The organism is uncultured Tissierella sp., assembly GCF_902479755.1.
GTDB classification, from domain to species: Bacteria; Bacillota; Clostridia; order Tissierellales; family Tissierellaceae; genus Tissierella; species Tissierella carlieri.
Genome location: NZ_CABSQO010000019.1, coordinates 68597 through 83808, shown reverse-complemented (window position 1 = coordinate 83808; position 15212 = coordinate 68597). Strand labels below are relative to the sequence as shown.

General features: G+C 29.6%; 10 protein-coding genes and 2 other annotated features. Of the genes, 8 read left to right on the top strand and 2 right to left on the bottom strand.

All coding sequences use genetic code 11. From position 1 onward, the window contains the following. Positions 1-335 precede the first annotated feature (335 nt). From RDK80_RS11420 to leuS, 8 genes are all read left to right on the top strand, one after another. Positions 336-3677, top strand: coding sequence for a tetratricopeptide repeat protein (locus RDK80_RS11420; protein WP_308524346.1), 3342 nt, complete (start codon positions 336-338; stop codon positions 3675-3677). A 12-nt stretch (positions 3678-3689) separates the two neighbouring features. After that, the gene (locus tag RDK80_RS11415; RefSeq protein WP_308524345.1) at positions 3690-5390 is read left to right on the top strand and encodes a molecular chaperone HscC; all 1701 of its coding nucleotides are present in this window, start codon (positions 3690-3692) and stop codon (positions 5388-5390) included. A 250-nt stretch (positions 5391-5640) separates the two neighbouring features. Next, positions 5641-5874: a binding site (T-box leader), on the top strand. A 44-nt stretch (positions 5875-5918) separates the two neighbouring features. Continuing rightward, complete coding sequence (gene asnS, locus RDK80_RS11410; protein ID WP_308524344.1) at positions 5919-7307, top strand: asparagine--tRNA ligase; 1389 nt, start codon at positions 5919-5921, stop codon at positions 7305-7307. Between the two features lie 399 nt (positions 7308-7706). Continuing rightward, entirely contained in the window at positions 7707-8204 is a 498-nt protein-coding gene (locus RDK80_RS11405) for a hypothetical protein (protein WP_094900173.1), read from the top strand. 28 nt (positions 8205-8232) lie between these two features. Continuing rightward, positions 8233-9381 carry a DUF3885 domain-containing protein gene (locus tag RDK80_RS11400; protein ID WP_308524343.1) on the top strand — a complete coding sequence of 383 codons (1149 nt, stop codon included), beginning with the start codon at positions 8233-8235 and terminating at the stop codon, positions 9379-9381. Then, entirely contained in the window at positions 9371-9766 is a 396-nt protein-coding gene (locus tag RDK80_RS11395; protein ID WP_308524342.1) for a hypothetical protein, read from the top strand. The genes RDK80_RS11400 and RDK80_RS11395 overlap by 11 nt, the downstream gene beginning before the upstream one ends. 138 nt (positions 9767-9904) lie before the next feature. Further along, positions 9905-10450 (top strand): hypothetical protein, encoded by a 546-nt coding sequence (locus RDK80_RS11390; RefSeq protein WP_094900175.1) that lies wholly within the window; start codon positions 9905-9907, stop codon positions 10448-10450. 436 nt (positions 10451-10886) lie between these two features. Next, positions 10887-11092: a binding site (T-box leader), on the top strand. 127 nt (positions 11093-11219) lie between these two features. Next, positions 11220-13631, top strand: a complete 2412-nt coding sequence (leuS, locus tag RDK80_RS11385) for a leucine--tRNA ligase (RefSeq protein WP_308524341.1) — start codon at positions 11220-11222, stop codon at positions 13629-13631. A gap of 112 nt (positions 13632-13743) precedes the next feature. On the opposite strand, the gene RDK80_RS11380 is transcribed toward leuS, so the two are convergent. Together RDK80_RS11380 and RDK80_RS11375 are read right to left on the bottom strand one after the other, a co-directional pair. Continuing rightward, complete coding sequence (locus tag RDK80_RS11380; protein WP_308524340.1) at positions 13744-14451, bottom strand: DUF421 domain-containing protein; 708 nt, start codon at positions 14449-14451, stop codon at positions 13744-13746. 18 nt (positions 14452-14469) lie between these two features. Further along, positions 14470-15168 carry a YetF domain-containing protein gene (locus tag RDK80_RS11375; protein ID WP_308524339.1) on the bottom strand — a complete coding sequence of 233 codons (699 nt, stop codon included), beginning with the start codon at positions 15166-15168 and terminating at the stop codon, positions 14470-14472. Positions 15169-15212: the final 44 nt, after the last annotated feature.

The following is a 15212-nucleotide window of genomic DNA, read 5'->3' as shown; positions in this document are numbered from 1 at the left end:
TATATAAAACTATTATGAATCTATTAAAAAATAATTAGATAAAGATAAATTGTAGTTGAAAAAAGTGAAGCCTCACTTAAGGTTGAGGGAAATGGAGAAGGGCACTGTTAACACAGTGTCCTTCTGGCTGTTTAGGATTTATAGGTAAATTTTTAGGTAAGAAATATTATGAACCTGCAGAAAATGGATATGAAAAAGAAACAAGAATTAATTGGAACAAGTGAGGAGATAAACTATTTTACATCTTTATTTTCTATTAAAAATTCCGATATATATTAGTATGAAGAATTTTATCTAGCAGAAATATAGAATTATATAAAGGTAGGAGAGAAAAAATGGAAAAATTTTGGAATATATTGGGAGTAGAAAAAACTGAGGATGAAGAGCTAGTTAAATCTGCATACAGAGAAAAACTTGTTAACGTGAATCCAGAAGATGATCCAGAAGGATTTAAAGAACTTAGAAAAGCATATGAAGATGCAATTATACATATACAAGAATTCAAGAAAGAAAAAACATTTACAGAATTTGATGACTTAGATGATATAGGAAAGTGGATGAAAAAAGTAGAAGAAGCATACTTTAATTTTCCAGACAGAATATCCCTTGATAAATGGAGGGAGCTTTTAAGTGATGATATTTGTATAGGTTTAGATACCGTGGAGACTGTTCAAGAAAAGTTACTTGCTTTTTTTATGGATAATTATTATTTGCCCCATAAAGTGTGGGCATTAATAGATGAACGATTTGATATTACAGAGGATAGAGAAAAACTTTACGAAAAATTCCCTAAAAATTTTATAGATTTCGTATGCAATTCTATTATTTATGAGGATTTTTTGGACTTTTATTTATTTGAAGGTCCTGAACTGGGAGAATATGACGACTATATAAAGCGATATTTTAAAGTAAAAGATATGCTGGATTATAATGAGTTAGAGGGTATAGAAAAAGAAATTGAAATAATGAGAAGTAATGCAATTTATCATCCTTATGAAGAGGTAGAAGTTGTTAGACATCATTTAAAATCAGGAAAGGATAAACATGCAGAAGAAATTATAATAGAATTGGGAAACAAATATCCCAATTGTGACTATATTATCTTATATGTAGGAGAAGTTTTTTTCCAGATAGGTGAAATCTCCAGAGCAAAAGAATACTATGAAAAACTCCTTGAAAAAACTCCAAATCACTACAGTGCGAAATTGGGACTAGGTAAATGTTTCTTAGCAGAAAAGGAATATCTTAAAGCAAAAGAATTGTTTATTGATATGCAATATGTTTTTTATGGCGATCAGAATGCTTTAAATGAAATGATGAAAGCAAATGAATATTTAATAGAAAGCTATAAAGAACAGCTAGATGAAGAACCTAATGACTTTGAAACATTAATAGAATTGGGATGGTGCTTGTATCAAAATCATAAATTCGACGATACTATAAATATTTTAGAAGGTGCAGATATACCTGAAGATAAAAAAGCATTATATAACAATTTGATGGGAAGAACATATTTATCTAATAACAATTATGAGAAGGCATATCCCCTTTTGCTGGCATGGGTAGCTGATTTAGAAAAAATAGAAGATGATGGAAGTGAAGAAACTGCAAAGAGATTGAGAAACTTTGGATATTCATATTATGCAGTTGCAATAACTCTTTCGAATTTAAAGGAAAAAAGTGAAAAAAATTTGAAAGAAATTTTAAATTATTTAGAAAAGGCAATTCAAAATGAAAAAGAAGAAAACAACAAACTATTATATATGAATTATAAAGCACAGACATTTTTAAGATATGAAAATAATGAAGAATGTATAGATATATGCGATGAAATAATTAAAAGGGCATCGCATTATTATCCGGCATACTTATGCAGACAGGAAGCTTATTACAATATAGAAAGGTATCAAGATGTAATTGATGATTATTATAATGCTGTAAACATAGAGCCAGCATATTATATACCATATCTTCTAGCAATAAAAACATTCTATTTGTTTGGAAAATACGAAGATTGTTTAGATATTATAAAAAGGGCTGAAGATAATGGTATAAATAATGAAGAAATAAAGTTGTATAAAGTGAGAGTTTTAAGAAAAACCCTTGAAACCATAGCTGAAGTAAAAGAACAGGCACATAAATTAGTGTTGGATTTAAAGGATGGACATGTAAAAAATGACTATAAAGAAGATTTTTATTTGGATATTTTATATGCAGAAGCAGATGTATGTGTGGCTATGTACGAATTTCAAGATGCACTTAATGCTATGAATGAAGCTGTTAAATTAACTCAAAAAATTGAATTTGTATTTTACAAAGGATATATACATCACGAACTAGAAGAATATGATGAAGCGATAAATATATTTACAGAGCTTAATAAGGAATATCCTAATGATGAAAAAATTATTTACCGTTTAGCAGCTGCCCATGAGGGGGGACATAATTTTGATGAAGCAATAGCATATTACGCTAAACTTCTAGATATTAATCCCGAACGTACAGAGGCCTATTCTGCAATTGCCAGTATGTTAGAGGAAAAAGCACAATACTCAATGGGAGACGAAGAAAGAAATTATTACAATGAAGCTTTAAAATATAGGGAAAAGTTAATTGAGGTAGAAGAAACTGGATACAACTACCTTTTAAAGGGACTTACCCTTTCAAGACTTGGAAGAACTGAAGAAGGTATAGACAACTATTTGAAATCAATTGATCTAGAACCTGCAAATCCGTTTCCATACAATAATTTGGGATTTAATTATCACAATTTAGGAGAGTACGATAAGGCTCTGGAGTATTACCTCAAATCTATGGAATGCCTGGACTATGAAGAAACACTTTTGCCTTTTAATAATATAGCAAAGACTTATAGAGTATTGGAACAATATGATAAAGCCGAGGAATATTTAAAAAAGGGATTGGAAAGGTTCCCCAATAAGGATGTTTTTTATGAGAGTTTAAGAGAGTTATATGCAATAATGGGTAAATATGATGAAGGAATTAAAATATGTAGCGAACATATGGCGAATGTAGAAAATGTAGATATAAATGAAATCAAGCGTACAAAGGGAGATTTATATAAACTTAAAGGTGATTTATCCAAGGCAAAATCTTATTATGAAGATGCAATTTGTAAAGGTAAAAATAATACAGAGGCTTACCTTGATTTAGGTAAATTCTATTTATACCAAAATAAATACATAAAAGCTCTTCATTATTATAAAAAAACATTAAAAGAAGTGGATGAAACAGATTATGAGAATCTGTATGAGATATATTTTCATATGGCAATGACATATAAATTTTTAGGATTTAAAAAACAAAATTATTTCAGAAAATCAATTGAGTATTGTATTAAAGATATAGGTGATGAAAAAGAATATTTTACAGATACTGGATATACTCCTGCTAGAATACACAATATAACAAGAGTATATATAAATATGGGTGATATTGAAAAAGCTGAATATTATATTGCTGAAATGGATAAATACCAAAAATGCAAAGGCTGTCCATATGGAAAATGTTATGAAAAATTTGCTTTGATGGGTATGTTAGCAGAAGCCAAGGGAGATATAGAAGAAGCATTGAAGAATTACAATATAGTATTGGAATATGAGCCGGAATACCTTTATGCGTATATTGCAGTTAAAAGATTGGCATCTAAAAAATAAGGGGAGAGTCAAATGATAATAGGAATAGATTTAGGAACAACAAACAGTTCAGTGTCATATTTTACAGAAGATGGTGCAAAAATAATTCCAAATCGTTTAGGGAAAAGTCTAACACCATCTGTTATTAGTATAGATGAAAACTCTAATATATATGTAGGTGAAACTGCACTAGAAAGAAGTGCAATTTACTATGACAGTACAGCACAGGTTTTTAAAAGAGATATGGGAAGTCAAAAAGTGTTTAAATTAGGGCAAAATGAATTTAATGCTGAAGAATTATCATCATTTATATTAAAATATTTAAAAGAAGATGCAGAACATTTTCTTGGTGAAAAAATAGAAGAAGCTGTAATAAGTGTTCCTGCATATTTTAATGATGAACAGAGAAAAGCAACTAAAAAAGCAGGAGAAATGGCTGGATTTAAAGTAGAACGTATTATAAGTGAGCCTACAGCCGCAGCTATAGCTTATGGATTGTATCAAAAAAAATCAGATGTTAAAATTTTAGTATTTGATTTAGGCGGAGGTACATTTGATGTCTCTATTTTAGAACTTTTTAATAATATACTTGAAGTCAGAGCAGTTGCAGGGGATAATTATTTAGGCGGAGAGGATTTTACTCAAATTCTAGTTGAACTATTTATTAAAGAAAATAAAATAGATATAAAGTCTCTGGATTTAAAAACTTTATCATATATATTAGATCAGGCAGAGAAATGTAAAAGAGGATTTTCAGATAGCAAAATATCTTCTATGAACTGCATTATAAATGATGAAAGAATTGAATTTCAAATAAATATTGATGATTACGAAGAGGCTTGTAAGCATCTTTTAGAGAAAATCAGAAACCCCATAAAAAGAAGCTTAAGTGATACAAATCTGAGATTATCTCAAATCGATGATGTAATACTTGTAGGAGGTTCCACAAAGCTTCCTATTATAAGAAAGTTTGTAAATAAGCTTTTTGGAAGGTTTCCAAATACATCAATTAACCCCGATGAAGCAGTATCTCTAGGTGCAGCAATTCAAGCTGCTTTGAAAGAAAGAAATCAATATATAAAAGAAGTAATTTTAACAGATGTTTGTCCATATACTTTAGGAACAGAAGTTGTTATGGAAAGGGAAAACAATAGAATAGAAGCAGGTTATTTTTGTCCAATAATAGATAGAAATACTGTAATTCCTGCAAGCAGAACTCAAACTCTATATACAGTATATGATAATCAAAGTAAAATAAGAATAAATATACTCCAGGGAGAGAGTAGATTTGCAAAGAATAATATATCTCTGGGAGAGTTATTTGTGGAAGTGCCATTAGCTTTGGCAGGTGAAGAAAGTATAGATGTAACATACACATATGACATTAATTCTATATTGGAAGTAGAAGTTAAAGTAAATTCTACAGGAAATAAAGTCAAACAAATTATTAAAAATAAAAATAATGATATGACTGATGAAATGATAGAGAAACGAATGGAGGAAATAAGTTACTTGAAGATTCCTCCTAGAGAGCAGGAAAAAAATAAACTTCTTTTATTCAGAAGTGAACGAATGTATGAAGAAAGTGTAGGAGATGCTAGAAAGCAGTTAGATTATATAATTACAAAATTTGAATCTGCACTTAAAACTCAGGACCCTATAAAAATAGAAAATGCAAGAGAAGTATTCAAGGAAGAGTTGGATTATATAGAAGAAGAACAAAAGTTGAGATAAATAATATTTTTCAAAAATACAGTTTGATAGAGAATCCTCTTATGGTATAAATTTAGTAAAATGGATATAATAAAGAAATAAAATAAAGATTAGCTAAATTTATTGACAACTCCAAGTAAAATAACTATAATTATATAAAAGTAGGAAAAGCATATACCAAAGAGTTAAAGGTAACTTTCTTTAAACTCATTTAGGTCATAGTAAGTTCATTAAGTAAAATATATCAAAGCAGAGCTTTTCTATTCTTTATAAAAAAACTTTGATAGGAAGAGTAGATATAAGAGGTAGTCAAAGGGAGCCTATGATAGTGAGACATAGGTACGAGACTTATATTGAAGAACATCCTTGAGTTTCTAATCGAAATCATTAAGAGAGTAGACTTAGACGGATTCACACCGTTATATGTGAAACACATTAAGATGTGTGTTAAAGTGGCTATTAGCAATTAGGGTGGTACCACGGAAGTTAAACTTTCGTCCTTTTGGATGAAGGTTTTTTTATTTTTTGATAAAAGAAAGGAGAAGAAAAATGAAAACTACAATTAAGAGTATTTACAATGATACAGGTAAGTATTTAAATCAAGAGATTCAACTTGAAGGATGGATAAGAACTTCAAGAACATCAAAAACTTTTGGATTTATTGAATTAAATGATGGAACATTTTTTAAAAATATTCAAATAGTTTTTGAGGAAGGATTAGAAAATTTTAAGGAAATAGAAAAATTGCCTCTTAGTTCATCAATAATGGTGAAAGGTAAATTAATACCAACGCCAGAGGCAAAACAACCGTTTGAGCTAAAGGCAAGTAGCATTGAAATTGAAGGATATTCGGCTGCTGATTATCCATTACAAAAGAAAAGACATACTTTTGAATATATGAGAACAATTGCACATTTAAGACCTAGATCCAATACTTTTAATGCTGTATTTAGAGTAAGATCAATACTTGCATATGCAATACACAAATTCTTCCAAGAAAGAGGATTTGTATATGTTCATACTCCAATTGTTACAGCATCTGATGCCGAAGGTGCTGGTGAAATGTTTAGAGTATCAACCTTAGATTTCCAGAATATGCCTGTGACTGAAGATAAAAAAATTGATTTTTCTAAGGATTTCTTTGGTAAGGAAACTAGTTTAACAGTATCCGGGCAATTAGAGGCAGAGGCTTTTGCACTTGCATATAAAGATGTTTATACATTTGGACCTACATTTAGAGCTGAAAACTCAAATACTGCAAGACATGCGGCAGAGTTTTGGATGATAGAGCCAGAGATCGCCTTTGCAGATATAAATGACAATATGCAATTAGCAGAAGATATGATGAAATATATAATCAAATATGTAATGGAAAATGCAAAAGAAGAAATGGAGTTCTTCAATAGCTTTGTAGATAAAGGTTTAATTGAAAGACTTGAAAATGTAGCTAATTCAGATTTCGGTAGAATAACTTATACTGAGGCTATTGAGTTGCTAGAAAAATCAGGAGAAGAATTCCAATATCCAGTGGAGTGGGGTATGGATTTACAAACTGAACACGAAAGATATATATCAGAGCAAGTATTTAAAAAACCAGTATTTGTAGTAGATTATCCAAAGGAAATAAAAGCATTTTATATGAGGTTAAATGAAGATGGAAAAACAGTAGCTGCAATGGATCTTTTAGTACCAGGAGTAGGAGAGATAATAGGTGGATCTCAGAGAGAAGAAAGACTTGAAGTATTAGAACAAAAAATAATAGATAATGGTATGGACCCAGCAGATTATTGGTGGTATCTAGAGTTAAGAAAATTTGGTGGAACTAAACATGCAGGATATGGTCTTGGATTTGAAAGAGCTGTTATGTATATAACAGGTATGTCAAATATAAGAGATGTTATACCATTCCCTAGAACAGTAAAATCTGCAGAATTTTAAAAAACAAGACCCTAGGAAAGAGTTAAATTCCTAGGGTCTTGTTTTTTAATACTTTAGGAAATCAATATAAGATATAGATAAATATACTTTAATTCATAAATTTACTCTTATTTAATATATTTTAAACTGGATTTACGTCCATCTATTATGTATTATATAATCCTCTTTTTATTATTTTATCACTAACTATTTTGGAAAATTATCTCCCAGATAAGAAAAATCATAATTTCCTTTAGAACTCTCTTGAAGAGAATATGATATAATAATGACAAGCATAGAAAGCATTGATAATCTAGTAGTTTGAAGCTTTATCATAAATATGGTTTTTATGTTTTTAGGTAAAATCATGTTAAACAAATTTTAATTATGAGTAATAAATGGAAAATGAGGTGATATGATTTGAGTGTAATACATTTATTAGCTTATGACTTTCCACTGCCAGAGGTGGATATGAGACAGTTCAAAGAAGTTTTTGTTTCTGAAACTACAATGGGCTTTTTACAAGGTTTTTCAGTAATAAATTGCTATTGTTCAAAGGATAATGTGGAAGTATCTAATTTAATTACTAAAAAGTATTGTCATGATGTTGGGTTGACGGAAGAAGATTCCTGTATAGAAAATTTTAAGAATTATCTATTTAAATATATGAAGCCTCATACTGAGATAGAGATATGGAGTATTTATCTTGGGGGTGATTATTCAAAGCATTATACCATAATGCCCAAATTAAGCAATATACCATTAGAGCATTTATTAACAGTTAATGATGAAATAGATTATTTTACAGAATATTATTTTGAGCCTATAAAAAAGGAAATAAATTTATCTATGATGAGTAGAAACGATATTTTATTCATTTTAGAAAATACAGGTGTTTGCCTTGTTGTTAAAAATTGAGAAGCAATAAAAGGTAGGTGAATAGACATTGAAAACACAAGAAAGACTAAATGATATTTTAAAAAATATTTTAGAACAATATGGAGTAGAAGACAAGACTTTAAATAGGCTAACTCACAAATATATGCTTCATATTGATGAGTTAAGTGAAAAGTATCAGTATCTGGAAGATGGGAGTTTAAATGAAACATGTATAGAAGAATGTCTTCAAAAAGCAACAGAAATATATAGATTTATAAATTTCAGTGATAATCTTCTCGTGATTTATGATAATTTATTTGGACAAGAGAATGAAAGAGAGAAGGAGTTTTTAGAAAGTACTCTAACTCATATATCTAAATATGATACATATAAGTTAAAATGGCAGTACCCCATATATAAGAATGATTTACCAATACATCAGGATAATGAAATCTATACCTGTATAAGACATTTATATCGTGTGAAAGAAATAAATATACAGAAATTATTTAGAGAGATAATTTTATCAGATATAGGCGGAGAAATGGATTTTTGTTCTTCTATTTTTATTATAGATATTAATAGTGGATGCATTTTTCATCTATACGATGATAGAGGAATTTATATTTTGGCTTTAAAAGAAGAATATCTTACTGATGTGTGGGGGGAATTTCATGATAGTGTTTTTACCCTTGATTATCAAAATTTCAAAATAAAAGTAAATACTCTTTATTGGATAGATGAAACTAAGGATGATCCTAATGATTTATGTCTTCATGGAGATATAACAGTTACTATAGGAGGAGAAGAATTATCTTCTTCATGTACTGTTAGTGCAGCAGCTCTTAGAATGTTGAAGACTTTATGGGAAGATCATTTACTAACAAAAGGAGGACAGATACTGCCTTGTTGTGGCAATTTTATGATTCCTAATGAAACTTTAGATGAGGTGGAAATCATCGGATGTGATACTGGAATTGATTGGACTATTTTACATGAGGATGGGATGATCAAGCTTATTACTGAAAAGGAAAATACTGTATTTGTTTATTATCTCCAATACAAAGAGGAAGTTTTGCGTTTTGTAGATATGGTAGAAAACTATTATAAAATATCTTTACCGAAAAACATTCCAGAAGATGAGTTTGAAAGAAATGGATATATGGCATTTTGGAATGAATGGCATAGGAGAAGGGGGAGAAAAAGTGAAAAATAATGTTATTAAAGAATATAGGTTAGTACATGATAATAGGATTATTTCTTATATGATTGATTTTGAAAGACAGATTTTACAAATAAATACAAAGGGTTATGACGAAGAAGTAATTATTAGATTTCAAGGATTACTTGCCCATGCCTTTGAAAATGTTCTTTTGAATAATATTATTTTAGAAATTTCTCAAGTCACAATAGAATGTTTTTTATTAGAGGAAGCTAATAAGCTTTCAGAAGCTTTAAAATATGGCTTTCCGGCTATTGAAGTAAGTAATGTTAAGGAATTAGAGGATTACTTAAAAGAGAAGGAGTATAGGGTGTTTTATTTAGCAGCATCCTTAGGGATGTGTGGATATATTATTGCGAAAGAGATTATTTTACTGTAAGTATCATGTACTTTATAATTGGAAGATAATTACACTTTGAGCAGAAAAATTCGATATTGAAGTTGTTCTAGGGGAGGCAATATTATAGAGATGATTAGATGTAGAATATTAAGAGAATTGATATAGGAGGGCTATTGAATGGGTAATTCATGGAGTGGATTAAGACGAGAATTAGAGAATGATTATATATGTGAATCATTAAAGGGAAGAGTACAATATTTTATAACTCATTATCGTAGAGCACATGATGATTATGGAAGAATTACCATAAGAGTTGATGGGAAGGAGGTTTTAAGAGGAAATCCCTTTAATTATTATGTAAAGGGTTATGTTTATAAGGAGAGGGTATTAAAAGAGGAGATGGGAGTCCCATCTAGAAAATGGACAGGAAAAGAAACTTTGTATAATGAAGAAAATGAAGAGGTTGAAGATATGGTAAATGAAATGATGAATAATGATGGTTTTTTTGAAATTTATCATATTACGGATGCTATTAGAGAATATAAAAATTTAGATATAAAAGAAAGTATTAATTCTCCTAATCCTATGGTACGAATGTTTGCAATTATGGACAGAAGAATAGGGAAGCGTACCCTAATAAATATAATATCAGAAGTTGATAATCAGCCCGAATGGTTACAATTCTTTTATAAACTAAGGCTTGAATCAGAGAATTTGTTATAAATAGATTATAGGAAATATAAGAATAAGCTTTTAAGTTTTATAAATATGGGAATTGTTGATTGAAAATTTGCTGATAAGGATTAAATGTCAAATTTATGTAACCAACAATCCTCCTGTATTTAAGAAAAAATCTTCGTGTCAAGTTAATGACAGAATTATATATTAACAATTTAATTCTCTCTAAAATATATTTGAAAACATAAAAATAACTTGATAATACAATAAGACCCTAATTTTCCTCAGACTACGCTTGTAGGACTAAAGGATTATTAATTTAATATATTTATTTATTTTGACATTGAGGGATTATATGTCTAAGTAAAAGAAAATAGTAGAATTATTAAATAGGATTAAATAAAATATAATAGGTAAAACTATAAATTATAAAAATATCTTGATTTTAAATGATTTATTGGTTATAATAGGTTTTAAATTAATAAACACTATGATAGGAAGTAGTAAGTCTGGGTGCAATTATAGAGAGCTGTCGGTAGGTGAAAGACAGTATTGATGAAGACTGAACTCGTCCTTGAGTTATTAGGGTGAATAAAGTAATCCTAATCGGTTAAATGCCGTTATATTTTGAGTGGATATTTATTATCAATAAGAGTGGTACCGCGGAATTTACCTTTCGTCTCTATAAGAGACGGAAGGTTTTTTTATGACCTAACCCATTGAACGTAGTGAGTAATGGGAACGGTTCTTCTTGTTTCACAATTGTGAATTGTGAACTGTGCATTGTGAATTGTATGAAAGAGGAGGAAAGATAATGAGAGAGTATAAACCAAATGAAATTGAAAAAAAATGGCATGAAATTTGGGAAGAAAGAGAGCCTTTTAAGGCATCGAATAAATCCGATAAACCAAAGTTTTATGCACTAGTAGAATTTCCTTATCCATCAGCAAATGGACTGCATGTAGGTCACCCGAGACCTTATACTGCATTAGATATTGTCTCTAGAAAGAGAAGACTTGAAGGATATAATGTTTTATTTCCAATGGGTTGGGATGCCTTTGGATTACCGACAGAGAACTTTGCTATAAAAAATAAAATTCATCCAGCTATAGTTACAGAGCAAAATGTTGCAAGATTTAAAGCTCAATTACAATCAATAGGATTTTCCTTTGATTGGTCAAGAGAAATAAATACTACTGATTCACATTATTATAAATGGACTCAATGGATATTTTTAAAGTTATTTGAAAAAGGTTTGGCATATAAGCAGGAAATGCCCATTAACTGGTGTCCTTCTTGTAAAATTGGATTGGCAAATGAAGAGGTTATTCAAGGCAATTGTGAGAGATGTGGTGGTGAAGTAGTAAGAAGAGTAAAAAATCAGTGGATGCTAAAGATAACAGAATATGCTGATAGACTAATTAAGGATTTAGATACTGTTGACTATATTGAAAGAGTAAAAACTCAACAGACAAATTGGATTGGCAAATCTGAAGGTGCAGAAGTAGATTTTCAAATTTCAGGAAAAGAAGATAAGCTAAGAGTGTTTACTACTAGACCTGATACACTATTTGGATCAACTTATATGGTTATAGCTGCAGAGCACCCTTTAATAGAAAAATATAAAGACGAAATAGAAAATTTAGAAGAAATTAAAGAATATCAGCATGAAATAAGTAAGAAATCAGATTTTGAAAGGACTGAGTTATCGAAAGATAAAACAGGTGTGGAAATAAAAGGTTTAAGAGCCATAAATCCTGCCACAGGTAATGAGATTCCTATTTGGATTTCTGACTATGTGCTTATGAGCTATGGTACGGGAGCAATTATGGCAGTACCAGGACATGACACTCGTGACTGGGAGTTTGCTAAGAAGTTTAATCTTCCTATAGTAGAAGTAATAAAGGGTGGAGATATAGAAAAAGAAGCTTATACAGATACAGAAGAAGGAATTGTTATAAATTCTGATTTTATCAATGGAATGGAAGTAAAAGAAGCAAAAAAATATATGATTAAGTGGTTAGAAGAAAAAGAACTTGGTACTGGAAAAGTAAACTTTAAACTTAGGGACTGGGTATTTTCTAGACAAAGATATTGGGGAGAGCCAATACCTCTAGTATATTGTGATGAATGTGGTTGGGTTCCAGTGCCAGAAAATCAATTACCAGTTATGCTACCAGATGTAGAGAACTATGAGCCGACAGATACTGGTGAGTCACCATTGGCTAATATTAAAGATTGGGTAGAAACTACATGTCCAAAATGTGGAGGAAAAGCTCATAGAGAAACTGATACAATGCCGCAATGGGCAGGTTCCTCTTGGTATTTCCTAAGATATATTGATCCCCTAAATGAAGAAGAATTTGCTTCTCAAGAAGCATTAGAATATTGGCTACCAGTAGATTGGTATAATGGTGGAATGGAGCATACTACACTTCATCTGTTATATTCAAGATTCTGGCATAAATTTCTATATGATATTGGAGTAGTGCCTGGACCAGAACCTTATGCAAAGAGAACCTCTCATGGTATGATATTAGGAGATAACAATGAGAAAATGTCAAAGTCCCGTGGAAATGTAGTAAATCCTGATGATATAGTAAGAGATTATGGTGCAGATACACTAAGAACCTACGAAATGTTTATTGGAGACTTTGAAAAGAGTGTACCTTGGTCAGAAAATGGGGTTAAAGGATGTAGAAGATTCCTTGAAAGAGTATGGAAACTCCAAGATATTTTAGCTGATGGTGAAGGATATACTAAGGAACTAGAATCAAGTATTCATAAGACCATTAAGAAAGTATCTGAAGACTTTGAAACACTAAAATTCAATACTGGAGTAGCAGCTTTAATGAGTTTGTTAAATGAATTTAACGATCATGGTAGTATAACAAAAGAGGATTTAAAAACATTTATAATACTACTAAATCCAGTAGCTCCTCATATTACTGAAGAATTGTGGGAGATTTTAGAACTAGAAGGTTATCTACATGATACAACATGGCCAGTATATGATGAAGAAAAAACAAAGGATAAAGTAATTGCACTTCCAGTCCAAGTTAATGGTAAAGTAAGAGGTACAATAGAAATCAGTATTGATGATTCTCAAGATGTAGCTAGAGAAAAAGCAAAAGCTGATGATAACATTAGTAGGTTCCTAGAAGGAAAACAAATAGTTAAAGAGATATTTGTTGCAGGAAAGATATATAATATAGTTGTTAAGTAATGTTTGCATAAACCCCATCTTTTAGGTGGGGTTTTGTATTTGAAATGACAATCATAAAAAATATACTCATAAATGATAAATATAATTTTTAATATTGATGCCAATTTACTAATTATATATCTTTTTTAGCTATATATAATTTTTTAGAATTATCTATAGTAGCTAGATAGACCTTAGAGACATCATCTATATCATACATGCTAAGGTTATTCATAAGCCATTCCTTATTTAATTTCAAATTTTTTAAGTTTTCCTCAAATAATTTTCCATCATTGATGACTACTACAGGTAAACTTATAGGTTTAGCAGTTAGATTAAGATCTGCAGGAGTAATATATCTATTTGGCTCTTTTTTTATAACACTTAAATGTCCATCGGGTTCTAAAATCGCATATTTTACTTCTGAAATATCAAAAATATTCTTAAGTCTTAATTGACTCAAAAACAAGTCAATATTTATAAATTGTTTTTTAAAGTTTTTTCTAATAATTTTGCCATCCTCAATTAAAATTATAGGTTTGCCGTTAAAAAACAATCCTAAATTTCTATTTTTAAAAGATAAGAGACTTACTATATAGTGCCAAAAGAATAAAGTCAATAACGGAATTATTATATATGTAAAAGAAATTTCTCCGTCTATTAAAGGAGCTGCTATAATAGCTCCCAGTATCCAGACTACTGTAAAATCATAAGCAGTAAACTGATTTATGGCTCTTTTCATTATAAATCGTCCTACTAAAAATGATATTATGCCCACAGCCAAAGTTCTGATTAAATACTCTGATAAGGAAATATTCTTTATAACTCCAAAAACATTCATATAAAATATCCTCCTAATTTATAAATTCACATATAATTTTTTAGCTGGAGTCAAAATCCCAAGATAAATATTATCTATATTATCTATATTCATCAATTTAAGTTGATCTTCCATCCACTTATAGCCTAATTTATTTTTACTAAGAACTTTTTCATCAACTCTCCCTTTATATATAATAACTTCTGATAAAATGTCCTTTGAAGTTTCTATACCTATATCTAATTTTTTTGGTGGAAGATTATTATTATTTATAGCTATACTAAAACTTCCTATAGCTTCAGCAAGTAAATATTCTACACTTTCAATATCATAGACATCTTTTTCTCTTAATATTGAAAATAAATTATCTATTGTTAGGTTTGATTTAAAAAGATTCTCTTTTATGATCTTACCATTTTTAATTAAGATTATTGGTTTTTGTGTGACTATAGAGGGTGCTTTTAAATATAGATAAGAAATGCTTAAATGTATTAATGAATATAATACTATTATTAAAATTGCATCAATTGGTCTGGATCTTGGATTAACTATACGTGATGCGGCAATATTGCTAGTTACGGCTGCCATTAAAAAATTATACGGAGTAACTATGCTAAACTGGCAAAACTTCATTAACTTAGTTGATGCAAATAATGTGAAATACAATATTGAAGTTCTAATAAATAATTCTAATACTCTTAATTTTTCTCCTTCGAAGAAAATCTTTTTTATATCCATAATATCATCCTTTCTCAATATAGGTTATCCATAATAGAATATTT